Origin of the sequence: Bradyrhizobium sp. C-145 (genome assembly GCF_023375135.1) — a bacterium.
Taxonomy (GTDB): domain Bacteria; phylum Pseudomonadota; class Alphaproteobacteria; order Rhizobiales; family Xanthobacteraceae; genus Bradyrhizobium; species Bradyrhizobium zhanjiangense.
The window spans coordinates 5,248,698-5,274,432 of record NZ_CP088150.1 but is presented as its reverse complement, the minus strand read 5'-3'; the positions used below and the strand labels follow the sequence as shown (position 1 = coordinate 5,274,432).

Below are 25,735 nucleotides of genomic sequence, written 5' to 3'. Positions count from 1 at the left end.
GCTTCGTAGCGATCCGGCATCTGCCAGGATCTGCGTACCGTGGGCGAGGCTACTGTGATGGCGCGGTTCCGAGCGGCTTCGGCGGATCAATCGCATTGACCGCGAGCTCGATGGTGGCATACAGATTGGCGCCATGAAGAGCGCGATCTTACTTGCCGTGGAGGACATTCTGACCCGGGGTCGAATGGTCCCGACATGCAGAGGTGCGCCTCCCTGCATGCGTCTGGTTTTACCGACTAACGTTGAGGTTGGGACGGCGTTGAACCCGTAGCCGCTCACTCGCGTTCTTTGAGTCTTCCAGAAATCCGAACTCCGACGGTGAGACGCCTACCTTTGTTTGTTTGAGCTTTCAAACCTTTCTCATGAATACTTGAACCCTGCGCTGCCAAGCAAAGACGATTCCATGTACGATGGACTCCCTTCGAAACTCGCCTGAGAAGACGCAGCCGGTCATGCAGGTGGTACCTATTCACGACCTCGGCTCCGGAATTGTTACGCGCAGCGCTTGGCGGTACGGAGGTTGACAACAAGCTGGAATGCTGTGGGTTGCTCGACCGGCATGTCTGCCGGATTGCCGCCTTTTAAACGTAAGTGGCCAAGAAAGGCAGTCGCCGATATCTGCCTGTGCCACGTCCATCGACCGCGGCGGTATCGATCGAGACAGTCGCAATGCCGGAATCTGCCACCCCGTCGTTAGCTTTGCAGGCAACGAGTCGGTGCCGTTGAGGTTTACTGGCGTACTGCTGAACGAAGCATCGTCATCAGCATGAAGCTTCCTGCCCTTGAAGGTCCGGAAACCATCGCACCATCAACAAGCTCAACGCCGCTGTCGTTGGCCAACACGTTGCCGCTGGCGAACACGAGTATCCTCTGCAGTAGTAAAACTGTCGTCAGCCGCAACCGGCGCGTCGTTCACCGGATTTACCGTGATCTTCACCGTCGATGTTGGAATCGGGCGTCCCACCGTGCGTGGCGCAGCTCTATCTCGCACCTCGTTTCAACCTATCGCTTCAATCCGCTATAAGATCAACGTGTGTTGTGCTGGTGCGCCACCGTTCAAACTCTTGAAGCGTGACTTGTCATGTCCCTGATGCAGGCGAGGGCGGCCCTCATTCGACACAAAACGGCCATCGTCGGCAACAAGGTTAATATTACGGCGTCTAGAGATGGCCGCCGTCGTTCGAAAGTAACGACAGGCCGAACACCGGAATAACGTACGTTATTACAGACAGCAGAGTGCCAACCGATAGATCGTTGGTTGGAAGTCAAGCAGGTGTGGGAGTGACTGAATCCGCATTTGTGGAGACCGTGTATTGCGTTGGGAGTTAAATCATTGTTGGCGCGAAGGAAGCGGATTCTGGTAACGGGCGGCGCTGGCTTCCTGGGTTCGCACTTGTGCGAACAGCTGATTGGCGCGGGGAGCGAAGTTCTGTGCGTCGATAATTTCTACACCGGCGCGAAAGAAAACCTAGGTGCGCTGTTGGGTTCACCTCAGCTCGAAATCATCCGGCACGACATTACGTTTCCTCTCTATGTGGAAGTCGATGAGATATTCAATCTGGCGTGCCCTGCCAGTCCGATTTACTACCAGCACGATCCCGTTCAAACGACCAAGACGAGCGTGCACGGCTCGATCAACATGCTTGGACTGGCGAAGAGAATACGGGCAAAGATTCTCCAGGCATCGACCTCGGAAGTCTACGGCGATCCTGAGACTCATCCACAGGATGAGACCTATTGGGGCAGGGTTAATCCAATCGGGCCGCGCTCGTGCTACGACGAGGGGAAGCGTTGCGCTGAAACACTGTTTTTCGACTATCGGCGCCAACATAACCTTTCGATAAAAGTTGCTCGCATTTTCAACACCTATGGTCCGCGAATGCGGCCCTACGACGGACGCGTCGTTTCGAACTTCATTGTGCAGGCGCTCACCAATCAGCCGATTACGATTTACGGCGATGGCAAGCAGACGCGCTCATTTTGCTACGTTGACGACATGATTGACGGTCTCGTCAGACTTATGAATACGAGCGACGGCGTTGTCGGTCCGATGAATCTCGGAAACCCTGCCGAGATCACGATGGTGGAGCTGGCCGCGCTGGTAATCGAACTCACAGGGTCCAGATCCGAGATCAACTTCAAGCCGCTTCCGATCGATGACCCAAGGCAGCGCCAGCCTAACATCAAGATGGCACGAGATACGTTGAGATGGGCTCCAACTGTTCCTCTGCGAGATGGCCTGGACAAGACCATTGCGTTTTTCGAGACGTTGATGATTGCGCGCGGTGCGGGTGCGGCGAGATGAACAAGACCGTGCTGGTCACCGGCGGTGCCGGCTACGTCGGCTCGCATTGCTGCAAGGCGTTTGCGACGGCGGGTTGGAACGTCGTGACGCTCGACAATCTTTCCCGGGGCTGGCGCGATGCGGTGCGCTGGGGACCGTTGGTCGAGTGCGATATTCGCGATTCAGCCGGCGTGCGCGCAGCGCTGGACACCTACAAGCCGGATCTCGTCGCGCACTTTGCGGCGCTGGCTTATGTCGGCGAGTCCGTGGCTGATCCCGCCATCTATTACGATAATAACACGAGAGGAACGCTTGCCCTCCTGGAGGCAATGCGAGCGGCCGGCTGTTCGCGCGTGCTCTTTTCCAGCACGTGTGCCAGTTACGGAGTTCCCAAGCACACCCCGATAGACGAAACACATCCGCAGGCGCCGATTAATCCCTATGGGTGGTCCAAGATGATCATCGAGCGCATGCTGGAGGACTTTGATCGCGCGTACGAGATGTCGTCGGTTTCGCTGCGCTATTTCAACGCGGCGGGCTGTGACCCTGACGGCGAGCTCGGCGAGCGCCACGAACCGGAAACGCATGCCATTCCGCTGGCGATCGAAGCAGCGCGCCGACCCGATCGGCCTTTCACCATTCTGGGAACGGACTTTCCGACGCCGGATGGCAGTGCAATCAGGGACTATATCCACGTCAATGACCTGGCGCAGGCGCACCTTCTCGCAGGTGACATGCTGGTGGCTCGAGGCGGTACTCATGTCTTCAATCTCGGTACAGGGGTTGGCACGAGTGTGCTCGAACTAATAAAGGCCGTGAAGCGTGTCTCCGGAACCGATCCGGTCGTCCGCCGCGGCCCACGCCGCTCGGGCGACCCGCCCATGCTCGTCGCCTCCTTTGCCAAAGCCAAGCGGGAGCTCGGTTGGAGCCCGCGGCAATCCGAGATCGATTTCATTATTGAGACTGCACTCAGGTGGAGCGATAGCAACCCGCCGGCATATTTCGCACGACGATGATCGAGACCCCATTCGCAGGAATTGGATTGGGAAGAGGCGTGACGCATGTTTCCGTGAGGTCGGCGTCCGATGTTGCGGAAACGACGTTGAACGAGGGCATGACGGTGTTCTGGCGCGCCGACCAGCCGATCGGCCATGTGCTGATGCATGAGGGCCAGATAACGGACGCCAGGATTGATCATATCAACGACGCCTTTCTCTCAACGGTCGACGCCAAACTGCGAACCCCGAGGAAAGAGAGGCTCTCGGCGAGCGTGGTGATCTGCACGCGCGACCGTCCGGAGGAGCTGAAAAAATGCTTGTCGTCGTTGCCGCGGCAGACCCATCCTCCCCGAGAAATCATTGTGGTGGACAATGCATCGCGCGATCGGCGGACGCGGGATGTCGCGTCGGCCGCGGCAGCAACCTATATTCGCGAGGAGCGACCCGGTCTGGATATTGCGCGCAATGCCGGCGCGCTCCAGGCGACCGGAGATATTGTCGCCTATACGGACGACGATGTGCTGCTTCACCCGCGTTGGCTGGAGCAACTGACATGTGCGTTTGACTCCCCCCAGATCGGTGCGGTGACTGGGCTGGTGCTTCCCGCCGAGCTCGCGACCGAGGCGCAACGGCATTTCGAGACGTATTGGGGATTTGGCAAAGGCTATCGCGAACAGGATTACGACAGCGCAGCCTTCCGATCGCATCGCGGCCAGGTCCTTCCCGCGTGGGACATCGGCGCCGGAGCGAGCATGGCGTTCCGGCGCGAGGTGTTTCAGGCCGTCGGGCTCTTTGATGAGCGCCTGGACGTCGGTCAGGCCGGCTGCTCGGGCGACTCGGAGTATTGGTATCGATTGCTCGCGGGCGGCTACACGTGTCGTTACACTCCGGCGTCAGTCGCATTCCACTTTCACCGCAGGACAATGGATGGCCTGGCCAGCCAGATCTATCACTACATGCGCGGTCATGCGGCCGCACTTTTGGTGCAGTATGAAAGAACCGGAATCTCAGCGAACCGGCGTCTGGCCTACTATCACAAGCCGCGTTGGTATCTCTATCGGTTGCTCCGGAAAGCAATAGAAGGAAGGAGCATTGGCGACCGCTTCCTCAAAGAGGAGATGATGGGGTATCTCGCCGGATTGCTGTTCTATCATCGTCGAAGGTTTCGCAGATGACAGCCGATCCGCGTACGTCCGTCGTGATCGCCGCCCGCGATGCTGCAGGGACCATTGCTGAAACGCTTGACAGCGTGCTCGCGCAGAGCGCCGCCGACTGGGAGGCGCTGGTCGTGGATGACGGTTCGATCGATGCCACGGCCGCGATCGTTGCTGAATATGTGGCGCGGGATTCCCGCTTTCGGATTCTGCAGTCTGGCGGAGCAGGCGCTTCCGGTGCCCGCAACAAGGGAATTGCAAGCGCGCGCGGCGAACGAATACTGTTCCTGGACAGTGACGATTGGATTGATCGATCCTTCCTTGCGCAGATGAATGCTGCGCTGGATCGCGATCCCGCGGCGGTGGCCGCCTATTGCAACTGTTGCCGGGTTATGCCTGACGGCAGTGAAACTCCCGTTCGCCGCGATCCGGCCATCCAGGACAACGCATTTGAACGGTTCGCCCGCACGTGTGCCACGTTCATCCATGGCGTGCTCGTCCTAAAGAGCGCGGTCGCAAAGGTCGGTGGCTTTGAGACCAGTCTCCGCACGTGCGAAGATTGGGACCTATGGCAACGGATCGCTCGCTGCGGCGGCAGGTGGATCCATGTCGATGAGAAATTGAGCTATTATCGGACAAGCGACCATTCTCTGACACAGGACGTCAAACGGATGCTGACCGACGCGCGGGTGGTCATTGCGCGCGGATTTTCGAGCGATGATCGCGTCAGCGAGCCGGCGCCCGCACATCGGGCTGGAGCTTCAACTGCATACGGTAGCGCGGCAGCGGCGTACGCGTATTTCGCGCTCTGGTGTGCCGGATTTGAATGCGGCCGCAGGAACGCCAGCGATCCATCGCTGGAAACGCTCAGCGACATCCCAAAGACCGAGACAACGGCGGACTTCATTGCCGCTGTTCTGCTCGATGCCGTGACGGTCGGGGCCAGAACGGTGCCCGCCAAGCTGGCGGAACGGTGGCCGCAATACGGGGAGGGCGTAACCAACCTCATTTCAGCGATCGGTCGCGCATGGAACGACCCGGCGGCAGGGCGAAAGTGCCAATACCGCTTTGAGCGGAAAGTGCTCGACTATGACGACCTTTCGGCGCCCAGGGTCCTCACGTTGACGTTCGGCACGCGCGTTGACCTTCGCCGTATCGGCACCATTAGGCCGATCGGGACTGTTGATCGATTGTACGTCTATCTCTGTGACGGGCCTCGCATCCTGACGCTGCTCGATATTGGTGCCCTCGGCACTGTCGACAGCCGCTTCTGGATCGCGCTGGCCGGCCATGGCCTCGTTCATTTGCAGGTCAAAGACCAGATCGGAAGGCTGGTTCGGGCGAAAATCGCACTCCACAAGCGGACCGAACGGGTTCGATCTTTGATGCGAGACGGCCGAGATACTCACCGGGGGCGCTTGCGCGAGTTGGCCACGCGGGCCTCGCGTGAGGCGCGGCCGCTGGCCATTTCAGGTATCCCCGATTCCAGCAGACGGAAGCGATGTGCCGAAAAGCCTCGAGACACCGCACGCCAGCAATTTTGGGAGGGCTTCTTCGAGCAAGAGGATCCCTGGAACTACGGTTCGCCATATGAACAGGAAAAGTATAGCCGGCAGCTCGAGCTCCTTCCGGACCAACCAGTGGATCACGCGCTTGAGCTTGCGTGTGCGGAGGGACATTTCACGCGGCAATTGGCACCCAGGGTCAAGCGCCTCAGGGCCGCCGATATTTCGACCAAGGCGCTCGATCGTGCTCGAGTCCGATGCAATGGGCATCAGAATATCGAATTCTCTCAACTGGATTTGTCCGCCGATCCGCTCCCGCAGGACATCGATCTGATCGTCTGCTCCGAGGTCCTTTACTACCTTAATGATGAGGCCGAACTAGAGTCGGTCGCGACGCGACTGGTGCAGGCGCTGCGTCCTGGCGGTCACCTTGTGGCGGCCCATGCCTTTGTGTTGAAGGACAACATGTCGCGAACGGGGCTCGACTGGGAGAGTCCGTATGGGGCGGAGACGATCACGCGAATTCTCCGGGGCGTACCCGGACTCGCCCTGGAGACATCGATCGAGACGGAGCTGTACCGTATCGATCGGTTCAGGCGGTTACTTCCGGGTGAAGCGTCCCCTGACACACAGGTGACATGCGCGGCTATCGACGCGCCGATTGAGGTCGAGGTTGCGCGATGCATCGTGTGGGGTGGGGCCGTGGCGCGCAGGTTTGACGTCGCGCAATCCGAAAGACGCGCGCACGTTCCGGTCCTGATGTACCACCGAATTGCGGCAGGAGGACCAGGCGAACTGGCGCGGTACCGCTTGTCTCCGAATGCGTTCGGGCAACAGATGCTGTGGCTGCGCCGAAATGGCTACCACACGATCAATTCGGATCAGCTCGCCTGGTTCGTGGCAAACAATCATCCGTTCGTCGGCAGGCCGGTGCTGATCACTTTCGACGATGGTTACGAGGATTTCGCCGAGCATGGATGGCCGATTCTCCAGGAAAACGATTTATCGGCAGAGGTGTTCGTCGCGACCGACTTGGTGGGAAAGCGGGCGGAGTGGGATGCGCCGTTTGGACAGCCCGCTTCGCTGCTTGCGCCGACCAGGATAGCCGCGCTTGCGGCCGAGGGCGTATCCTTTGGCAGTCATTTGGCGAGTCACCCGCGGAGCGAGCAGCTTGCGACCCAGGCTCTCGCCGAGGAATTGACGCGATCTCGCGCCCAGTTGGAACAGTGGCTTGGGCGATCGATAACGTCGCTTGCCGCCCCGTTTGGCTCTACCGATCAGCGGCTTGAAATTCTCGCCGCCGAATGTGGTTACAAGACCCTGTTCAACACGGTCGGACGGGCCGCGACGCTAAAGGACAATTTGCTGGATCTGCCGCGGATTGAGGTCAGAGGCGATTTTAGCCTGGACACATTCGCGCGTTGCTTGGAGCAGTACCAATGAGCACAGGTGCGCTCCTCGTCAGTGTGGTTATTCCTGCCTACAACGCCGATGCAACGATCGACGAGACGCTTCGCAGCGTCAGATCCCAGTCGCATCGGGAGCTGGAAATCATAGTCGTGGACGACGGCTCCACCGACAATACGATTGCGGTCGTCCAGCGACATTTGGCCGAGGATTCTCGAATAATCATCATAGAGCAGCATAACGCAGGGGTAGCGGCCGCCCGCAATGCGGGCTGGCAGGCGGCGCGCGCGGACTTCGTCGCGTTCATTGATGCCGATGATCTCTGGACGCCCTGCAAGATTGAGCAACAGCTTCAAGCCTTGCTTGACGGAGGAGAGCGGACTGGTCTTGTCTACAGCTGGTATGACTGGATCGATGCCGATAGTCGCGTAAGTGCCAGGTCCGATCCCGTCTTTCATGCGGGCGAGGTGCTGGACTATCTCTGTCAGGGAAATTTCATTGGCAACGGCAGCTCGGCGCTGGTCCGCCGGGAAGCCCTCATAGTTGCAAAAGGTTTCGAGAGCGGACTCAGGGCATCGGGGGCAGAAGGCTGCGAAGATCTGCTGTTCTATTGCCGTGTCGCGGAGGCGTACCAGTTCGCGGTCGTGCCCGAGTACCAGATCGGCTATCGCTACCTTCCGAACAACATGTCAAGCAACATGCCCCGGATGTTTCGGTCGTGGATGCTGGTCGCCGATGAGATCATGACGCGGCACCCTGAGCGCACGACGCTGCTTGAGCTAGGCTTCAGAAACTATGCGCGTTGGCTGCTTCGGAGAGCTCTGACGGGCGGTCAGTTGTGGTACTTCGCTTCAATCTTTGGACTCCTGTTCAGACGGAATCCCTTGCTCGCGCTCAGGATCGCCGTACACGATGTGCCGCGGGATACCGTCTCGGAAATCCGGTGGAAATGGCGTCATCAACGTCGCAGGGCGGTTCGACCCCCGGCTTCGTCGTTTGCCATCGGCGATCCAAGTCAATCGCTATGACAGAGCACGCGAACAACATACGAAAACCGAGAGCTGCTCGCCGTGCGGCGTTGGTCGAACTGTTCAAGCTGCTCAAGCTTGCGCCTTTGCCCCGTTGGGTGACGCCAGCGCTGATCGTCCTGGGCTTGGCTTCATCTTTGGCGGAGACGGTCGGGATTACCCTTGTGCTCCTGTTCTTCTATCTCGCTATGGGGCAGGTGGAGCTAGCGACGTCGACCAGCGGCCTCCTGGGCGAAGCGCTCCGGTATGCGGTGAACTGGTTTCACAGCTCGACAGAAACTGCCGTCGTTCTGCTCTTTCTCATCGTTGCTCGTGGTGCTCTTTCCTTCATCAACACATTAATCAGTGCGCGTGTTGGGGAGAAGATCAATGAAGTCGCGCGCAACCGCGTTCATCTGCAGTATCTGTCAACTTCGTATTCGTTCTTCCAACGCCATGACGAAGCGTACCTCATGGAGGTGTTGGGAACCGAGACATGGGTGATCTCCGGGGCATACGCCAGTCTTACCCGCATTATCGTGAGTTCGTGTTCGGTTTTTCTCTTCGCGTCATTTCTGTTGGCGCTCTCGATCAAGATAACCGTCCTCGCCGTCGCGGCCTCAATGCTCGTGTCGGCTGGATTGCGTCATCTTTCGTTGCCGATTCAGCAGTTGGGTGCCGGCGTCAAGCTGGTTCATCAAAAACTGGGTGAGCATATGCTGATGACACTCCAGGGTATGCGCACGATCCGCGCATATGGCCAGGAGGAGGTTCACCAGAAGCGCTTCGAGCACGCGTCGACGCAGGCACGGCAGGTCGCGCTGCGGCTTGCGCGTCTGTCCGCTCTGGTCTCGCCCCTGACGGAGGTGGGCTATCTTGCCGTGCTGTTTCTCGTCATCGCGTTCGCTGGTTTGTGGGGAATCGGCTTCGCGACGAGCCTGACCGCGGTCGCGTTGCTCTATCGATTGCAGCCGCATATGCGAGATCTGGAAGGGAACCTGCTGTATATGGCGCAGATCGAGCCGCAGCTGCGGTCCATCAGACACATGCTGTCGACAGATGACAAGGAGTACCCGAAGGCCGGGCACGTGGCCGTGGCTAAACTGGAGAACGGCATTTCATTTCGCAACGTGACGTTCCGCTATGATGCCGGTACCGAGCCCGCGCTTTTGGATGTTTCGTTTGACATTCCTGCGGGGAAGATCACTGCGCTCATTGGAGCCAGTGGAGCGGGCAAGACCACGATCGTAAATCTATTGTTGCGACTCTATTCGGCCAACGAGGGTGTCATACGGGTTGATGGGCGATCCATCGAAGACGTTCGTCGAACCGATTGGCTCGACATGCTCGCGATTGCGGGCCAGGATGTCGACCTGGTCGAAGGCACGGTGATCGAAAACGTGCGGATGGCTAAAAACGACGCCTCCGAGGAAGAGGTTCGGCAGGCGCTGCGGGTCGCGGGCATTTCAGAGGTCGTCGAGGCCTTACCTCACAAATACGACACCTGGATAGGACAGCATGGCCTGCGCTTCTCGGGCGGTCAGCGTCAGCGACTTGGTCTTGCACGTGCGATTGTGCGCAATCCAAAGTTTCTCATCCTCGACGAAGCGATGAGCGCGCTCGATCGAACCCTGGAGGAAAACGTTCGACGTGCGATCCAGCAGCAGTTGAAGGGCCGAACCTTATTGCTCATTACGCATCGCATCGAGTCCGTGCTCGATGCAGACCACGTGGTTTCTATCGAAAATGGCCGGGTGTGTGCGGAAGGCCCCCCATCGAAGGTTCTGGCGAATGCAAACCGTATGCTTTCGAGGAATCCCTCGAAATCTTCGGAACCGGCATCAAGTCCCGCTTCCAATATCTAACCGCGCCTGAGGCGAGCCTGGTCAAAACGTTGTCCACACACAGAGGTTGCGTCGGGGACTTGCAAGACCACATGGTCGGCGTTTTGCGGGTAGCGAGACGGATGCTGCTTCGCGCCGATCGTCAGCTGCAGCTGGTCGATATAAAGGTCCCAGTGAAGCCGGATTTTCGCCAGCCGCTGCGATCACGCGCGCGTGACGGGTTTTTCTAACTACCGCACGGCACGAAGATCGGCAACACCTCGGGACCGTAGCCGGTCGCAAAGACAAACGGATGCGACGGCGCACCAGTTCGTCGGCGAGGGAGAACGCTCGATCTCCACGCAAATCGATATTGACCACTGCGTCGAAGCCACCATTCGCAATCTGGTCGTTCGCCTCGTCGCTTCGTCGAATGGACCGATCACCGCCGCTTCATGCGCCTTCAATTCCTGCTCCAAATCACCGCCGTCGGATTGGATAAAGAGCGCTCCACAGATCACCGTCGCAATGTGCGACGATCTCATCCACAGCTTGCCAGTATTGGTCAAGAATGAAGTTGGTACCAACGTGTGACATGCGAACCTCCAAGAAGTGTTCGTGGAGTAGATCGCTGATGCATTCTGCAAAGCAAACGATTTAGATATCTCGCCCGAGGCAAACATGGGGGAGGGCCGATAGATTTCAAATTCTCAAGTGGCTATCAGGCCCGCGTGTTTGTCGAGATGAAACGATCAGGCGGCACGGTCGTTCACGGCTACGAGAAGCAATTGGAATTCCATAAGGCCGCCTCACAAACCGAATTTGGTGTGTTTGTGATCATCGACTACGGTGATCTTGGCAATAAGCTGAATGAGGTCAACCGCATTCGAGATGAACGTGTTAAAAATGGCGAACGCGCTTCAGAAATCATCGTAATCGACACCACTCGGAAGGCTTCGGCAAGTAAGAGAAAATGATACGGGGCGGTCTACGCGCCGCGAACGAAATGAGAACAAACAGCAAGCCGCTAGACATCGGGCCCGTGTCCTTCGGGGACGCTAAAAGCGGTAGTAATGGGCCGCCGACGATCGCCAACCGCTCGATGAGGGCAGATTTGGGACCGCAAGGAAGAAGCCGCCACCTACGGCAGGAACGGTCGGAGTTCACTCCCGTTACACCGGTTCACCCCCAAGGGAGCACTCGCACATGTTGAAGATCGCTCTTGTTTTGGCCGCGACCGCAGCGGCACTGACAACTATCCCGCTCGCCATTCCGGCCAACGCCCAAGGCGTCAAGATGGCCCAAGGCGTTGATGTTCAGATTGGCCGGGATCGCGAGGACCGCTACTACAGGGACCGTAACTACAGGGACCGCGACCGCTACGACCGCGACACGACAGTTGGCGTCGGTCCGGGAGGCGTTACGGTCGGCCCAAGACAGCGCTGCCGCACAGAGACCGTCACGGTCGAACGGGATGGCCGCATGGTTACACGCAGGGAGCGCCGCTGCGACTAGTTCCGTCCGGAGCGAAGGCGGAATTGATCCGGGGCAACACCATGGTGCACGCCGCATGAAAGCGCGCGAGCTTGCTACTCCACGCCTTATGTTGGCGGCCAGAGGCCGATTTGAAGCTCAATGCGGCACTGAAACGCTGGCAGTGCAAGAAGGACCGACGCGCACCGCTGGTCAAGCCGATCCCGCTGACCGCGACATGCGGGATCGCGCCCTACATTGGAACGCGGCTACCGGCAAGTTTGTTGGCTTTCCGTCCATTTTGAACAATGGACGGCAAGACTGGCTCCGATCCAGCTTCCCCCATTGCCCTTGGTGTCGGGGCCAGCCCATGTGGATTCCATGTGGATAGAGACCATGGACGGTAGGAGCACGGCCCGGATCGTCGCTTTCAGCATGGCGGGTATATACTTCGTTTGCATGGTGCTCGCGGCGATCAGCATGACTTGACTGCGTCCGAGCCCTTCACGCCCCATGCTTCCGCCAGGAACAAGCGGCCAATTCAGCGCGTTGGCATCGCTACTTCGACCCTTGCTGCCGGGCCTCGGAGCGTTTGCCACGTTGTGCGATCTCTAGCGTCCAACGGCGGCCATCTCATAAAGCAGTTATGGGCGTGCAATGGGTGATCGCGGTCAGGCGGACAGCCGTACGACTGTTCTGTACCAACGCCTTGAGGTGCTCGTTGCTCAGCGCGCTGAGCTTGAGCAGCTTCGCAGGCAAGTTCTGAGTGCTGAGCAAAGAACCGTTAGCACAAAGCGACAACCCATTTTTGGGATCACCAAAGTGGGCCAAGAGGGCAAGCAGAAGCTTTAAGCCGCGCGTTCAAATGGATTGACGATAAGCGCTCACTAAAGGCGCAGATCGTTTCTTCACGCGCTCGATAGGCACACCGGTTTCAACGTGTTTCGTAGAAAAAGCCCGAGCCAAAAGATCGGATCGGGCTCCGGAGCGATCAGGCCGCGAGCAGCAGCTTCGGATCAACGGCCTTCACAGGAGGCTCGCCGATGATCCGCCGCAGTTCTGCGGCCCACGCGTCCAGGACTTCCCGCTTCTTTTTCACCTCGCGATCCTCGGCGTGGACGTAGTGCTTGCCGGTCACGGGTGGCAGCTTGATGCCGTCCTCCGTCGTCACGAGATGGTCCAAGCAAAGCGCAATCTTCGCCATCGGCTGACCGATCCGACGCGCTCAACTCGCCGCTGTCCGCCGCAGATCGTGTGGCGTGAACGACCGCAGGCCGAGCAACTGGCAGATGCCGGGCGTTCTCACCTTGCCCTTGCGCTTGTCGCCACGCAGCGCGTCAGCCATCGCTTTGCGGTGCATCGGCTTGTTGTCGAGCGGGCTGGCGAATACGAAATCCTTGTTATTGCCCTTCAAGGCCTCGCAGATGATCTCCACCGCGAGGCTCGGCAGCGGCTGTTGGATCACTCGCCGTTTCTTCACCCGCTTGAGTGGCACGTCGAGGCGCGGCTGCTCGCCGTCGAGGTCGATCAGTTCGTTGCGGTGCGCGCCGAGCAGTTCGGCCGAGCGCAGCATGGTGACCGCGTCCCACACCCATTCCTCAAGATTTCTTAGGATGTCTCTGCGGAGGAATTTGATGAACAAGCCATCCGGAATTGGCAGCAGCAATGCTGGCAGCAGCAATGCTGGAAGTTGTATTGTGTGCCGTGACAAGCTGAGCACCGCACAACCCTTGAGACCTGCACGAAACCTCAAGCAGGCGCAACGGAGGGGGCCTATTCGGCGCGTCCAGCGCAGTCAGTCCCAGCCGGCGCTCATGCCCCTCAATGGACGGTCGGTTGACATTTCTGAGTTCGAGAGCCGAAACAGTAAGGCGGTCTTTCCCTATAGATGGAAACCGATGCGTGTTCTTGGCGTTGGGATCAATGGACGATGACAATCTGCAAGCTCGCAGCGAACAAGCTCTCGTCGTCGTGACCCTTAGCACGGCGACGCTGATCGCCTGCGTTACACTTTTAGTATCTCAATTGTAAGCTTCATTTGGCGGTGATTGAGTAGTTCGCCGCGATGGCGCGAGTTGGCCTGGGCGAACACGTCCGGTAAGGAGGGCGACGCGGACCTCGCGGGGCGTTCTAGCCCCGAATGGGCATACTGAGCTAGAGCGCTCAGTTACAAGGAAAATGCCACCGGAGGCGGCTAGTCTTGGTCTTCCCTCTTGCTTATTTTTCGAGGGCGTCAGCGGCGTCCCGCGCGAGCAAAGTCGGAAAACGTGCGGGTGAAATATCCTCAAAGAGGGCGGTCACGCCCTAAAGGCCGCGTCGTAAGACCTGCCAAAGCGCCGACACAAAATTCCAGTGTGGTCGGGGTGACGTATCGTCCTGGCGATGCGCGGCCGACGGTGCACTGCCGTCCAATTCGGTCAGCCGCTCCACCATATTTTGCAGTTGCAATGGTAGTGGGTTGCAATGGTAGTGGGGTGAGATCGTCCGTGAGGGTGCCGCGAAGTTGCTCACCAGTCTCGTTGCAGATCGCCCGGCGATGCTCCGGATGATCTAAACTGGGGGGATGGACCACGGACGCGGTCGGAGGGATGTCCGCCATGGCTGCCACCGTTGGCTTGATGTGCACAGCCTCCTTGCCATGCACGGGTATCCTGCCGCCGCGTAACGCGCGACATGCTACCTTGATCCCGGCTTTGCACTAATACCGCTGCTCCAAGCGTCCGAAGTTCTCCGATAGCCAATCGGTTCCTCGTGCTATCATGCTCTCCCGCGTGGGCTTAGGAGGCAAGAAATGTCTACCTACCTGCGATTACAAACCGCCGACTTGAAGCCCGAAATGGTCAGCCGCATCACGGCAGCTTACGAGCAGGCGCTCCATACGCTTTGCGTTAAGGATCGCGACGATCCGCTCACGGAAAAGGTCGCAAGCAAGATCATCAGGATCGCCCAAACGGAGGCTCTCGCCCCGGCAGAAATTGCGGCTTTGGCGATCAAGGAACTCGAAATGCGTTAGGCATTGTGCTTAACGCCCTTCGAACCCGAAACATTTCCGCCATCAGGAGGTTGGCTAGTGGGCTTCGGGGCTTCGCAATATGCGAGTCACGCCATGACCTCTTTACCGCCGTGCGAAGCAATTCTTACAGTCGCCATCATGGGCCTCACTGTCCTAATCGAGATTGCGCTTTTCGCCTCGATCGGAATGTTCTGAGAGACCCGCGTATGGCCCTTCGGCCTGAGCACCCCTCAAGTCCGGCCAAGCTTGTCGCCGTTTCCCGCAACCATCGACCTGCCAACGGAACTAATTTTCAGCGAACACAATTGTCTTGTCATAGCGATGGAGGATCATCGCCATGAGGATCGAATATTTCTCTGCGATTGTGATAGCTGTTCTTGCCGTTGGGACCGGGCTGGCCGTCAATTCTCTCGGCTCGCTGCCTACCGACCAGCAGTCCACGCCGGCCGCCACGCAAGTTGCGGACCGATTAGCTCTGTCAATGGATCCGTTTCTGATGCGGTCTGGTGGCTAACAGATTGGGGTGAGGCGACGCCCGGCACGCTCAGCCTTGTGCCCGCGCTTTGAGCGCTCTTCCAACCGATGCGCGACTGGCTGGCGGCCAAGACGTGGAGCGACGGCCTCAGCGCGACATCTCGGTCTGCATTGCAGCTAGTAGTAAGTCGTTCCGCGCTGCAGTTGGATTTTGTTCGTAGTCGGTTGGCGACGCGCGAGAGGACCTTTCATCGACTCGGCAGGCGGTAGTTAGTGGACTGCCTACAGGTGCAGGCATTTGCTGATCGTCACCCATTTCGCGTTTGGGTCGCGACAGGCTATGTTCAACTTTCTTAGATTGAAAATAGGCTTGAGCTGCAGAGTGTTAGCCACTTCATAATTCTTGTCGAGCCTGCCGGCTTAAGCTTGTAGAGACAACCGCTCGGGAGGCAACGATGACACCCGGCTGGCTCATTTTCCCTGCGAATATCGCCTGTATCTACTTCCTGACCATCGTGAGCTTGATCATCCTTGGCGCTTGGTAGGCAGCTGACGAGAGAATCTTCAGAGAGCGCGCTCTGAAGATTCGTCCCTAGACCGACGTGCACTCATGTAGGTCAGCAATTCGATCGGGTGCGGCATGGATTGCCCGAGTTGCGGCAGAGTCAACCCAGAGGGAAAGAAGGTCTGCGGCGACTGCGGCGCGCCGCTATTCCTTCGCTGCTCGGCGTGCGGGGCCGACAATCCGCCAGGCAAGAACTTCTGTGGCGACTGTGGCGCAGCACTCACGCTGCGAGTAGCAGCAGGGGCGGGCGCATCGACGTCCATCGTGGCACGGGTCGCGGAGCGCTCGAGCTTGTCACCCGCACCAAGTTCTTCCGCCGAGCGTCGCCAGCTGACAGTGATGTTTTGCGACCTCGTCGACTCGACGGGACTTGCGACAAAGCTCGATCCAGAAGATCTACGAGACATAATCGCCGAGTACCGCGATAGCGTAGCGGCAGTCGTCCGCAAATACGGTGGCACCATCAGCCGCTACATCGGCGATGGCATGCTCATCCTGTTCGGCCATCCTTCAGCGCATGAGGACGATGCCGAACGCGCAGTGCGCGCTGCGCTTGAGATCGCCGCGCCCAGGCACGCGTCGGGAGCCCCACCCGGGTTCGAGCTGCGGGTTCGCCTTGGGCTCGCGACTGGTCTCGTCATCGTAGGTGACCTTATCGGCAGCGAAGCGGCGGAGGCACAGGCGGTCCTTGGCGAGACGCCGAATCTGGCCGCTCGACTCCAGGCCCTCGCCGAGCCGGATGGAGTGGTAATCGCTGAGGACACGCGGCGGCTCATCGGCGGGCTCTTCGACTACGAGGATCTCGGCGCGGTCACGCTGAAGGGCTTCGCCGCGCCGGTGCAAGCCTGGCGGGTGCTGCATGAGGGAACAGCGGAAGGCCGCTTCGAGGCGTTGCACCCTTCAGTTCTCGCCCCGCTGGTTGGGCGTGAGGAAGAACTCGCGCGGCTGGAACGGAGCTGGCGCCGTGCAGGGGCGGGTACCGGTCAAGTAATATTGCTAGTCGGCGAGGCGGGGATCGGCAAGTCGCGCCTCGTGGCGGCTCTCCAGGAGCGTATCAAGCGCGAGCCGCACACCTGCTTGCGCTATTTCTGCTCGCCACGTCATCAGGAAAGCGCACTCTATCCCTTCACCGCACAACTCCAGCGAGCGGCTGGTTTCGATCGTGAGGACACACCGAGGGCGAAGCTCGACAAACTCCGAGTGCTGCTATCCCCCGCATTGCCATCCGACGAGGACGTGGCGATCCTGGCCGAGCTGCTGTCGATCCCGAAGGGTGATCTGTACCTGCCCGTTACCGTTACGCCGCAACAAAAGAAGGAGAGAAGCTTCGCCGCTCTGGCTCGCCAGCTTGAAACTCTCGCGCAAAGACATCCAATCATGGTCGTGTTCGAGGACATGCAATGGATCGATCCGAGCTCGCGCGAGCTGCTGGACCGGACGGTCGATCGAGTAGCGAGCATACCGGTTTTGGTCCTGATCACCTGCCGCCCCGAGTTCCAGTTGGTATGGACCGGAAAACCGCACGTCAGCTTGCTCGTGCTGAACCGGCTTGACCAGAACGCGGGCGCTGCGCTGATCCGGAGCGTGGCTGGCACCCGGACGCTGCCGACCGAAATCGTCAATGAAATTGCTGAACGAACGGATGGCGTGCCGCTGTTCGTCGAGGAGTTGACCAAAGCGGTGCTCGAAACGAGCCCCGAGGGGGCCGCGCGAGCCATCTCTTTCGCGCCCCTGCCCGGACTTGCTGTGCCGGCCACATTGCATGCTTCGTTGATGGCGCGGCTCGACCGAATCGGTCCGATAGCTAAGGAGGTGGCCCAAGTCGGCGCGGCCATTGGCCGCGAGTTCTCCTACGATCTGCTTGCCGCGATCGTACAGCGGTGTGACAACGAGCTGCAAGCGGCGATCGATCGGCTGATCAACGCCGGGCTCATGTTTGGGCGTGGCGAACCGCCCGACGCCAATTTCTTGTTCAAACACGCACTGGTCCAAGACGCGGCATACGGCACACTGTTGCGCGGCCAACGCCGCGAGTTGCACGCGCGGATCGCTGGCACGCTTGAGGAGAGGCTCGCTCGGGGCATCCAAGAGCAACCGGAGATTCTCGCCCACCATTGCGGGCATGCGGGTCTGATCGAAAAGGCGGTTTCCTATTGGCAGAAGGCTGGTGAGCGTTCCAAGGCTCGATCGGCAATGACGGAAGCAATCGTGCAGATGCGAAAGGCGCTCGATCTGCTATCCCATCTGCCGGACACCCCCGGGCGCCAGGGTACCGAAACGGACCTTCAACTCGCGCTCGGCGGCGCATTGATCGCCGCAAAGGGCCATGCGGCCGAAGAGACCGGCAGGGCCTACGCCCGGGCGCGCTGCCTCTGCGAGTCACTGAACGACACGCCGAACCTGCTCAAGGCGCTCTGGGGCGAGTTCGTGCATTATCACGTGCGCGGTGAAACGGGCCGATCGCATCGCATCGCCGAGGACCTGCTCGATTTGGCAGGACGACAAAACGACGCGGCCATTCTTGTCGCCGGTCATCGGGCAGTCGGCGACAGCTGGCTTCATCGCGGACAATTGGCCTTGGCGCGTACCCATCTTGAGCGGGGGCTCGCCCTCTACGATCCGGAGCAGCAGCGCTTTCTGACGGCTCTGTTCGCAGAAAACGCCCGCGTAGCGATGCTTTCGTTCCTGTCGCTGACGTGTGGCCTACTTGGCTTCGCCGATCAGGCGCGCGTGCAGAGCAGTGACGCCCTGGCAGAGGCGCGCGAGTCGTCCCACCCGATCAGCCTCGCATTCGCGCTGAGCGTTGCCTGCCGATTGCATTTCGTGCTCGATGATGCGGATATGGTTGGGCGACGGGCGGAGGAGCTAGTTGCGCTCACCACCGAGCAGAGCTTTGCCTTCTTTCTCGCGATGGGGACGGCATATCGCGGCTGGACGCTGGCCGAGGCCGGCGACGCAGAAGCCGGGGTGGACTTACTGCGGCGCGGTATCGAGGGATTCCAGGCCTCCGGCGCAGTGTGGACTCTTCCATTCTACCTCGCGCAGCTCGCGGCAGCCGGGGCAAAGGCTGCGCGATTTGAAACCGGCCTCGGTCAACTATCCGACGCCTTGGCACTCACCGAGAAATTGGGGGTGCGATGGTTCGAGGCCGAACTGCACCGCCGACGAGGCGAGTTGATGCTGGCGGCTCGGCCGGGCGCCGAGGCCGAGGCGGAGACCGAGTTTCGCCACGCCATTGCGATTGCTCGCCAGCAGGAAGCGAAACTCTGGGAACTTCGCTCTGCCGTCAGTCTCGCCCGGCTCTGGCGTGATCAGGATAAGGTTGACGAAGCACGCGGTCTTCTCGCGCCGATCTACGGTTGGTTCAACGAAGGCTTCGACGTTCGCGACTTGAAGGAAAGCAAAGCACTGCTGGAAGATCTCTGGGCGTAGACAGTTTCTGAAGGCAAGACGGACGGACTTCGTCTAGCACGTCGGGCCAATCTTGCGATAATGTCATTTCAGCGGGGCGCAGCCAGACCTGCGTTCAGGCAGAATCCGAACCAAAGAGACCGTCGTCAGTGCCTGTCTTCGGGCCGGCACTCGGGACAAGTGTCGCCGATCCCGTCCAGGACTTCCGCTACGGCGACGGCAGCCGCCTCTGGCGAGACCCCGTACGGCGGCGTCTCTCGGGCGATCTCGATCGCGCGATCGCGGGCATGAGGATCCGTGCGGTCCTGCATCCAACCATGCTCCTCGCATTCACGAATGGCGCCAGCTTCCAACAACACCGACCGAGCCCAGCCTTCGATCGTGCGATAAGCGGGGCGTCGCTCCCGGAACATCAACATCACGAACTCCATCGACGCGGAAGGAATCGCCATCCAAGCCCGCCGTTCCGGCGCATAGCACAGAGCAGGGATTCGAAATGTGTAGGCTCAATCTTGTCCAGTGAAGGTCTGTGGACAGCTATTGTCCCGATTTCATGAGCTTCCCGTGTTCGCAGGCTTGGCACGTCGTGAAGCTGAAGTTGCGGAGCGTTGCACATTTGCAACCCGCACAGGCGTTCGAGGTAGTAAGCTGCTCGATCAGAATGATCGAAACATATTTCGTGTTTACTTCGACAGGCATTAGCAGGGGGCGAAAAATGTTTGATGTCTATCGCAATGGGAAGCGTGACTTGCTCGTTCTAAGCACAGGCTCCGCGATACCCGGGGCTTACTCTGCAAATAAGTGGCGCAAGAGCAGAAAAAGAATTCTCAAAGTAAGCGACGAGATTAGGTCAACGGTTCAGCGACAAGGGTATTACGTTCGTAGCTTGCGGGCCACGAAGAAGGGGATGATTTAGTTCGACGTCGACCGCTACTTGGCCAAGTTGCAGCCGATGCCCGGCGTATTGCGCAAGCCATTGTTCGCCGAATTTCGATAGCGTTCTCGACGCAACTTGCATACTACAATACCGGCTGCTCGCAACCTCATAACCGTTTGTCAATCGCTTTGGCATAATTCTGAACACGGACATTCTACAGATGGCCAGCGTGGCCATCGCTATTATGGCAAGCCTAGTCCGAGTTGGCCTGTCCTGTTGTACTCGCGTAAAGCTGTATTTTTCATCATCTCTTTTTTTGATTGCGTTCCGGCAAAGCAACGCCGACTCGCGAATAGAGAGTTGCGACGATGATGTGCTGCGCGAGCTTCATCATTTCGGACGGCAGCTTCATTTCCGGAATTTCGCTGAAATAGTCCGCCTCATTTCGGATGTCCTGCGCGAAGCGCAGCGTCACGCCGAGAAGGCCGCGACCTGCCGGTTCGAGGAGAACTGGCCGCTCGCGCGAGGACGGCACCACGCGCGCAAGCCCGACAACGCCTCCCGGCTCATTGCGTCTCGAATCACCGCAAACGATTCTTGACTGATCTCCTCCCGCGGCACGATGTAGTACGGCTTCTCAAAATATTGCGCATCGATCTGCCCTGCGGGAATGAAGCGTTCGATCTGGATCGTGCGCGTATTCTGCGGCCGCGGGCGAAGGACAGTTTCCTCCTGTTCCCCGTCTTCATCCTCATAGTCGCAGGCGCTTTCGTCGGCCTGGTCGCCAAGGCGGCGGGAGCGGTTGGCGGGCTTTTACGGTGGCGTGGCGCGGTAAGCTCCTCCTCACCAGGCGCCGAGCGCATGCGTCTGGCCCGCTCAAGGTCTCGATCCTCGACCAGCAGAAACTCCTTCTCACCGACCTCATACCCCGGCGCCTTGTCTGTTGCATCAACGGTTTGGCCTGTGACTGAATCGATCAGTCTGTGTTTGAGGCGATGGCCCGTTCGGCGGTTGACCTGCCGAAACGAGATACGCTCGGCCGCCGAGATTGCGGGATAGAGTGCAATCGGACATGAGACGAAGGACAGCTTCAGATAGCCCTTCCTGTAGGGGCGGGAGGCCGGCACCGGAAACTCCAACGCAACAGGAGTATAAACGCCAAGCTGGTAGGCAAAGACCGCGGAATTAATGGCCGGAATGGACGGGAGTTTCAAGCGCTTGAGAATCGTCCCGCGTGTCGGCGGGATGGCATCGCTCGAAGTCCCTCTGATCAGGGTCTCATGCTAGGTCCTTTCGTTCTGAGCGAAGTAGGGGTTGGTCGGCATGACTGACCTACAGTACTCGTTCGGGGGAGTGCTGGCACAACAGAGACGGAGGCGACAGTTCGCGAGCACGGCGTGCGGATCCGAGTTGATCCGAGTGGTCTGTGCGGGCCAACTTCGCTTTGGGAGCCAGTCCTCCGATCTGACTTGCGCCTTGGCACCAGCGTTCGCACGCATGCAGGCTATAAAGCAACCGATAGGACCCTGTGCGCATTCCCGCACCAATCGCCTATATAGTCCTCTACGTCGCCCTCTACGCGGCGTTCGGCGCCGCATCTCCGTTCTGGCCAAAATTTTTCGAAACGCGAGCTCTGGCGTCTCACCAGATCGGTCTGATCCTGGCTGCCGCAATGCTGACGCGGCTCGTTTTTGGACCGTTAGTTGCTATGCTGGCAGATCGGCTCGGGTCATTGCGCCTCGTGCTGGCGGGCTGTGCTGCCGTGGCGGCCGCAGCAGCCGTCGCATTGCTTTGGGCCGATAAATTCTGGTTCTTGCTTCTTGTCGCGTTGGTTCAGGCTGCCGCTCTCGCCCCCACCACCTCGATCGCTGATGCTTTATCGGTCAATACAGTGAGACCTCGGTTGGCGGGAAGGCCATTCGAGTATGGGTGGATACGGGGGGCTGCCTCCGCGGCTTTCGTTCTGGGAACACTGATCGCCGGACAACTCGTAAGCCCAGCCGATCTCACTCCGGTTATCTGGATGAACGCCGCCTTCCTGATCGCCGCCGCTGGCGCCACTGCACTGCTACCTGGGCAAGCCCGATCGCAGAGGTCGCCATCCTTTGTTGTGTCAGAGATGAAAGCCCTGATCAGCGTATCGCAGTTTCGCATCATGATCATCGCATCGGCTTTGATCTATGGCAGTCATGCCGTGCACGATGCATTTGCAGTGATCAGGTGGAGCGATGCGGACATCAGCACCTCGGCAATTAGCTTCTTGTGGTCGGAATCGGTGCTTGCTGAAGTGTTGGTGTTCATGCTGGCCGGTCCAGCGCTCCTGGATAGGTTTGGCGTACGTGGCGCGGCTATCTTGGCAGCTGCGGCCGGAATCGTCCGCTGGTCCGTAGCAGGCGTGACCACCTCAGTGTTGCTGCTCTCGCTGATACAGCCGTTGCACGGACTAACGTTCGCTCTGCTTCATCTCGCTTGCATGCGAATGATGGGGACGCTGGTCGCAGCAAGCGTCGCCGCAACTGCTCAATCTCTCTATGCGTTTGGCTCGGGGTTGCTAACGGCAGTACTAACCTTCTTGTCCGGCGAACTGTATGCTTCCTATGCCGGGGCGGCGTTCTTTCCTATGGCGGCGCTCTGTGTCCTGGCACTCCCATTCGCCTGGTTTGGCTTCGCCAATGGGAGGGGCTGATCCTTCGGTCGAGCGAACGGGGGAGGAGCCGTCGGTGTACGCACCGCCGAAACGCAGAATTCGAACTGCGTCTCATGCCTCGGCCAGTTCGGCGTTCGGGCGAAATCCTGTTCGAGCCAACTGACGTCGTCTGCAACGGCATCTCATGCTCCGTCGAAGGAGACGGCAGTCTAAAAATCTACACTGACAGCGACGTAGCCTCGAATTTTCAGCTTAGTTGCTGGCTTCGTGCGGGCCTTGCAGACAGGTGTCCCGATCCATTAGGCACGCCCTGAATCTCCGATACGGCACAACTTTCGCCGATGACCCAAGCGAGGACCGTGGCGGCTCAACCAAGGAGTCGAAACATGAAACCGGTCGGTACGAACCTTCTGGCTACCTCCAGCGCGCGATTCTCGCAGCATCCAGCGCGATCTTTTGGGAAAGCATAATATCTCCGACCGGCAGATTACCACGCGGCATGAAACACAGGCCGCGCGTAGGGCGGCCCTTTTCGTCGATCTCGCAGACGTTCGTCGACGCGCCCGCGTAGATCCGATATTGCCTGCCAGTGTCGCCACCGATGACCTCGAAATAGCCCTTTCCCGCGAACTGTGCACGCTGGGCCGGCGATAGCCACGTCCGCAAGAGCTGCAGCGAGCGGCCCTCCGGAGTTCTCTCGGCGCCGTGTCTGATGAAGAGAGCCCGAACGGCTCTCGCCCGCCGGCGTTCATGTCGGCGAGATGATCTGAAGCCCAACATGACGCGGGCCGATCACCCGCCGACCAGCCTAGGGAAGAAGACGGTTTCTTCCGCGTTCGGGTCAAACGATCGCATTTGCGAAACTTGACCCGGACCCGTCCGGACGGCCGCGGTGAAGCCGGCATCGGTCAGTTCGTAGAACCGCCGCTCCCCCTTCGCGAGCTCTCGTGCGTCGTCTGGATTGAAAAAGTGACGGCTGTCACCGGTGCTGTCCATCACGATCTGGATCGCCATGATCGTCTTCCTCGGAATGATGATGGCTAAGGACTTGATCCAAGTATCCGCCCGAAGTCGCGAAGTTTCAAGACAAGAAGAGGTCATCGCAACGCCGGTCTTGCCCAAAGAAGGCTATGCCGGTGACGCCTGCGATAAACCCGGCATCAACAGTGAACCGATTGCCGAGCGGTATTAACTCCGATCGTATAAATGCAAGGGCGGGCTGTGGATGGTTGACCGCTCCGAGCGGAGCATGTGCCGGAGAGCCAAGTAGGAACCAGCCGGAGAAAGGAGATTTAGTGTACTAGATGCATTTCGAAGGGTTTACCAATGGCGATCGATGCTTTTAGAGGAACAACGCCGCTGTTTCTTCCCGAGCGTTTTTTCATCGGGCGGCTAGAAGGTTGGGCAGTGCTCGAAAGTCTAGTTGGTGGACTACTGAAGCGCGCAACGATTGCTGGTCACGGCGAACTAGATGCGGACACGGATACAGTGCTGTTCGTCGAGTCATACACATTTGACGATGGTCATAGTGATACTCTGCATTGGACGTTCCGAAAGGGTGAGGAAGGCAAGTACACCGGCTTGGAAAACCGACTGGAAGGTGAAGCCATTGGGGAGCAAGCTGGTTGCGCATTCCATTGGAAATACACGCGCGATACACCGCAAGGGGACGGCAAATCGCTCAAGTTGAATTTCGACGATTGGTTTTATGGAATCGATGAACGAGCTTGCATAGTCCGCGGCCGTGCTGGCCGTGCTGGCATCCCGTTTGCGACGGCGCACGTTACTTACCATAAGCTTTAGCTTCGCTGGTGTCCGCCACTGCCACAGGGAGAGCGGGTGAGGACTCAGGGGAGATCGAACCGCGAACGCGTGGGTCGGCAACTGATGGCCAGACGTTTCCGGATATGGAACGCCGGGTACGGCTGCAACGACGGCGTAGTCCTGGCGACGCTGCAGAATTGCTCGTGGAGCACCTCCGCTGGCCGATGCGCTCAAACTAAATCGTTCCTTGTTGGTGACCTCTAGGCTACGAACGAAATACCGTTCTGGACGCTTGGCCTAATTTCGTCGCTTATTTTGCGGATTCCGCTTCTGCTCTTGCGCCAGTTGTTTGCAGAGTAAGCTTCGGGTGTCGTAGCTCCTGTGCTTAGAACGGGCAATTCCCGCTTGCCATTGTGATAGACCTCGAACACTTCTCGCCCCCGCTCATCGTATCGAAGTAAACGCGAAATATGTTTCAGTCATTCTGATCGACCAGCTTACTACCTCCAATGGCTGTGCGGGCTGAAAATGTGCAACGCTCCGCGACTTATGCTTCGGCGGCATTGTCATGACCTCGGAATAAACAGGCGTCCCGGTCTGCCGAGCTTCTCAAGACGGGTCTCGACGTTGAGCATTGGAACCTGCTCGGGATCAAAGCCCTCAAGCTCAACCCAGCCTCGCACCGCCCTTTCTGCGGGACATCCTGGTCGAGGCTGTGATAAGCTGCTTTTCAGCGCGCCTTGGCCGGGCCGGACGAAGATCAGCGTCCTTCTCAGTGGCTTGCCTGACGGCGGAGTCCGGCAATTTGGCCCGCCTTTTCGGCTCGGCGCTGATAGCGATAGTGGCTTCCAGGTCCAGCGGGCATGTCGAGCGAGACTTTTGCCCGAAATGGCGCCGGGCGCGCCGATGGCAAGCGAAAGGCTATCCTGGCCGCGTTGTCCGCGGCGGGCCACTCGGTGAGGTCAACCGTTGCTCTACAACTCTATCCAAGTACCTTCTGAAATCATCCATAAATGGCAAGAGGTCGTGGATGTGCTTGCCGAGATCATGCACGTTCCTTCTGCTTTGATCATGCGAGTAGAGCCGCCCAACATCAAAGTTTTCGTATCCAGCGAGTCCAAAGGGAACCCCTACGAACCGAATGAACTCGCACCCCTTAACACGGGGCTTTATTGCGAAACCGTGATGAAGACGTGCCAACCTCTGCTCGTTCCAGACGCCCTTCGCGACGAAGCGTGGAAATCAAACCCTGACATCAAGCTGGGGATGATTTCCTACCTTGGGGTACCGATCAGTTGGCCCGATGGCGAGGTATTCGGAACGATTTGCGTTC

20 protein-coding genes and 1 pseudogene are annotated in these 25,735 nt (G+C 59.0%); 16 read left to right on the top strand and 5 right to left on the bottom strand.

What is annotated here, in order from left to right; all coding sequences use genetic code 11:
* Positions 1 to 1,336: 1,336 nt before the first annotated feature.
* The 9 genes from LRP30_RS24800 to LRP30_RS24760 all read left to right on the top strand — a co-directional run bounded on the left by LRP30_RS24800 (position 1,337) and on the right by LRP30_RS24760 (position 11,693).
* On the top strand, positions 1,337 to 2,305 hold the full coding sequence (locus tag LRP30_RS24800) for a UDP-glucuronic acid decarboxylase family protein (RefSeq protein WP_208758149.1): 969 nt from the start codon (positions 1,337 to 1,339) through the stop codon (positions 2,303 to 2,305).
* Positions 2,302 to 3,300: a UDP-glucose 4-epimerase GalE gene (gene galE, locus LRP30_RS24795; RefSeq protein WP_249756558.1), complete on the top strand. Its 999-nt coding sequence runs from the start codon at positions 2,302 to 2,304 to the stop codon at positions 3,298 to 3,300. The genes LRP30_RS24800 and galE overlap by 4 nt, the downstream gene beginning before the upstream one ends.
* Positions 3,301 to 3,386: 86 nt before the next feature.
* Complete coding sequence (locus tag LRP30_RS24790; protein WP_245474161.1) at positions 3,387 to 4,457, top strand: glycosyltransferase; 1,071 nt, start codon at positions 3,387 to 3,389, stop codon at positions 4,455 to 4,457.
* Positions 4,454 to 7,384 carry a trifunctional glycosyltransferase/class I SAM-dependent methyltransferase/polysaccharide deacetylase gene (locus tag LRP30_RS24785; RefSeq protein ID WP_128933087.1) on the top strand — a complete coding sequence of 977 codons (2,931 nt, stop codon included), beginning with the start codon at positions 4,454 to 4,456 and terminating at the stop codon, positions 7,382 to 7,384. The genes LRP30_RS24790 and LRP30_RS24785 overlap by 4 nt, the downstream gene beginning before the upstream one ends.
* Positions 7,381 to 8,376, top strand: a complete 996-nt coding sequence (locus LRP30_RS24780; RefSeq protein WP_128933088.1) for a glycosyltransferase family 2 protein — start codon at positions 7,381 to 7,383, stop codon at positions 8,374 to 8,376. The genes LRP30_RS24785 and LRP30_RS24780 overlap by 4 nt, the downstream gene beginning before the upstream one ends.
* A 50-nt stretch (positions 8,377 to 8,426) precedes the next feature.
* The gene (locus tag LRP30_RS24775) at positions 8,427 to 10,220 is read left to right on the top strand and encodes an ABC transporter ATP-binding protein (RefSeq protein WP_208758132.1); all 1,794 of its coding nucleotides are present in this window, start codon (positions 8,427 to 8,429) and stop codon (positions 10,218 to 10,220) included.
* A gap of 192 nt (positions 10,221 to 10,412) precedes the next feature.
* Positions 10,413 to 10,772, top strand: coding sequence for a hypothetical protein (locus tag LRP30_RS24770; protein ID WP_164940652.1), 360 nt, complete (start codon positions 10,413 to 10,415; stop codon positions 10,770 to 10,772).
* A 137-nt stretch (positions 10,773 to 10,909) separates the two neighbouring features.
* Positions 10,910 to 11,155: a hypothetical protein gene (locus LRP30_RS24765; RefSeq protein WP_206734917.1), complete on the top strand. Its 246-nt coding sequence runs from the start codon at positions 10,910 to 10,912 to the stop codon at positions 11,153 to 11,155.
* Between the two features lie 229 nt (positions 11,156 to 11,384).
* Positions 11,385 to 11,693, top strand: a complete 309-nt coding sequence (locus tag LRP30_RS24760; RefSeq protein ID WP_128933090.1) for a hypothetical protein — start codon at positions 11,385 to 11,387, stop codon at positions 11,691 to 11,693.
* A 949-nt stretch (positions 11,694 to 12,642) separates the two neighbouring features.
* On the opposite strand, the gene LRP30_RS24755 is transcribed toward LRP30_RS24760, so the two are convergent.
* Complete coding sequence (locus LRP30_RS24755) at positions 12,643 to 12,855, bottom strand: hypothetical protein (protein WP_249756557.1); 213 nt, start codon at positions 12,853 to 12,855, stop codon at positions 12,643 to 12,645.
* A gap of 21 nt (positions 12,856 to 12,876) precedes the next feature.
* Positions 12,877 to 13,224, bottom strand: a complete 348-nt coding sequence (locus tag LRP30_RS24750) for a tyrosine-type recombinase/integrase (protein ID WP_245473727.1) — start codon at positions 13,222 to 13,224, stop codon at positions 12,877 to 12,879.
* 1,218 nt (positions 13,225 to 14,442) lie between these two features.
* On the opposite strand from LRP30_RS24750, the gene LRP30_RS24745 reads away from it, so the two are divergent.
* Both LRP30_RS24745 and LRP30_RS24740 read left to right on the top strand, forming a co-directional pair.
* On the top strand, positions 14,443 to 14,664 hold the full coding sequence (locus tag LRP30_RS24745) for a hypothetical protein (protein WP_249756556.1): 222 nt from the start codon (positions 14,443 to 14,445) through the stop codon (positions 14,662 to 14,664).
* A gap of 1,330 nt (positions 14,665 to 15,994) precedes the next feature.
* Complete coding sequence (locus tag LRP30_RS24740) at positions 15,995 to 19,135, top strand: AAA family ATPase (protein ID WP_249756555.1); 3,141 nt, start codon at positions 15,995 to 15,997, stop codon at positions 19,133 to 19,135.
* 125 nt (positions 19,136 to 19,260) lie between these two features.
* Here LRP30_RS24740 and LRP30_RS24735 read toward each other — a convergent pair whose 3' ends face one another.
* Complete coding sequence (locus LRP30_RS24735) at positions 19,261 to 19,533, bottom strand: hypothetical protein (protein ID WP_249761822.1); 273 nt, start codon at positions 19,531 to 19,533, stop codon at positions 19,261 to 19,263.
* A gap of 296 nt (positions 19,534 to 19,829) precedes the next feature.
* On the opposite strand from LRP30_RS24735, the gene LRP30_RS24730 reads away from it, so the two are divergent.
* Positions 19,830 to 20,030 (top strand): hypothetical protein, encoded by a 201-nt coding sequence (locus tag LRP30_RS24730; RefSeq protein ID WP_091891403.1) that lies wholly within the window; start codon positions 19,830 to 19,832, stop codon positions 20,028 to 20,030.
* A gap of 265 nt (positions 20,031 to 20,295) precedes the next feature.
* Here the strand turns inward: LRP30_RS24730 and LRP30_RS24725 are convergent, their stop codons facing one another.
* On the bottom strand, positions 20,296 to 20,529 hold the full coding sequence (locus tag LRP30_RS24725; RefSeq protein WP_128933093.1) for a hypothetical protein: 234 nt from the start codon (positions 20,527 to 20,529) through the stop codon (positions 20,296 to 20,298).
* A gap of 990 nt (positions 20,530 to 21,519) precedes the next feature.
* On the opposite strand from LRP30_RS24725, the gene LRP30_RS24720 reads away from it, so the two are divergent.
* The gene (locus LRP30_RS24720) at positions 21,520 to 22,677 is read left to right on the top strand and encodes an MFS transporter (protein WP_249756554.1); all 1,158 of its coding nucleotides are present in this window, start codon (positions 21,520 to 21,522) and stop codon (positions 22,675 to 22,677) included.
* A 753-nt stretch (positions 22,678 to 23,430) separates the two neighbouring features.
* On the opposite strand, the gene LRP30_RS24710 is transcribed toward LRP30_RS24720, so the two are convergent.
* Positions 23,431 to 23,652, bottom strand: coding sequence for a hypothetical protein (locus tag LRP30_RS24710; RefSeq protein ID WP_128933095.1), 222 nt, complete (start codon positions 23,650 to 23,652; stop codon positions 23,431 to 23,433).
* Here LRP30_RS24710 and LRP30_RS24705 point away from each other — a divergent pair.
* The 3 genes and pseudogenes from LRP30_RS24705 to LRP30_RS24695 all read left to right on the top strand — a co-directional run.
* Positions 23,651 to 23,830, top strand: a complete 180-nt coding sequence (locus LRP30_RS24705) for a hypothetical protein (RefSeq protein WP_128933096.1) — start codon at positions 23,651 to 23,653, stop codon at positions 23,828 to 23,830. The two genes, LRP30_RS24710 and LRP30_RS24705, sit on opposite strands and share 2 nt — an antisense overlap.
* A 134-nt stretch (positions 23,831 to 23,964) precedes the next feature.
* Positions 23,965 to 24,441: a DUF3833 family protein gene (locus tag LRP30_RS24700; protein ID WP_128933097.1), complete on the top strand. Its 477-nt coding sequence runs from the start codon at positions 23,965 to 23,967 to the stop codon at positions 24,439 to 24,441.
* Positions 24,442 to 25,449: 1,008 nt separating this feature from the next.
* Positions 25,450 to 25,734, top strand: a pseudogene (locus LRP30_RS24695) (GAF domain-containing protein); the annotation flags it as partial.
* Position 25,735: the final 1 nt, after the last annotated feature.